Genomic DNA, 552 nt, shown 5'->3' with positions numbered 1-552 from the left:
GACTCGGTCGACACCACCACCGCGACCCTGACGGCGAGCCCGTCGGTCACCGAAGGCGGCGTGATCACCTACACCGTGACCCTGAGCAACCCTGCCCAGACGCCGGTGACCGTGACCCTGTCCAACGGCCAGGTCATTACCGTTGAAGCGGGCAAAACCCAGGGCAGCGTTGATTTCCAGACCCCGGCCAATGACGTTTACAACAACGGCTCGACCGTCAGCGTCACCATCGAGAACGCCACAGGCGGCAACTTCGAGCAGCTGACCCCGAACCCGACGCCAGCTCAGACCACAATCAATGACTCGGTCGACACCACCACTGCAACCCTGACCGCGTCGCCAAGCGTGACTGAAGGCGGCGTGATCACCTACACCGTGACCCTGAGCAACCCTGCCCAGACGCCGGTGACCGTGACCCTGTCCAACGGCCAGACCATTACCGTTGAAGCGGGTAAAACCCAGGGCAGCGTTGATTTCCAGACCCCGGCGAATGACGTCTACAACAACGGTTCGACCGTCAGCGTCACCATCGAGAACGCCACGGGCGGTAAT

Annotated in this window: 1 protein-coding gene; it reads left to right on the top strand. The window is 62.3% G+C overall.

Going from position 1 to position 552, the window contains the following annotated elements; translation table 11 throughout:
• The coding region (locus tag LVS58_RS24970) for an immunoglobulin-like domain-containing protein (protein ID WP_233693245.1) at window positions 1-552 on the top strand (552 nt) is incomplete at both ends.

The sequence above is a fragment of the Pseudomonas sp. JR33AA genome (assembly GCF_021378985.1).
Taxonomy (GTDB): domain Bacteria; phylum Pseudomonadota; class Gammaproteobacteria; order Pseudomonadales; family Pseudomonadaceae; genus Aquipseudomonas; species Aquipseudomonas alloputida.
The sequence above is the reverse complement of the archived record's forward strand: the minus strand, read 5'-3'. Positions and strand labels throughout refer to the sequence as shown.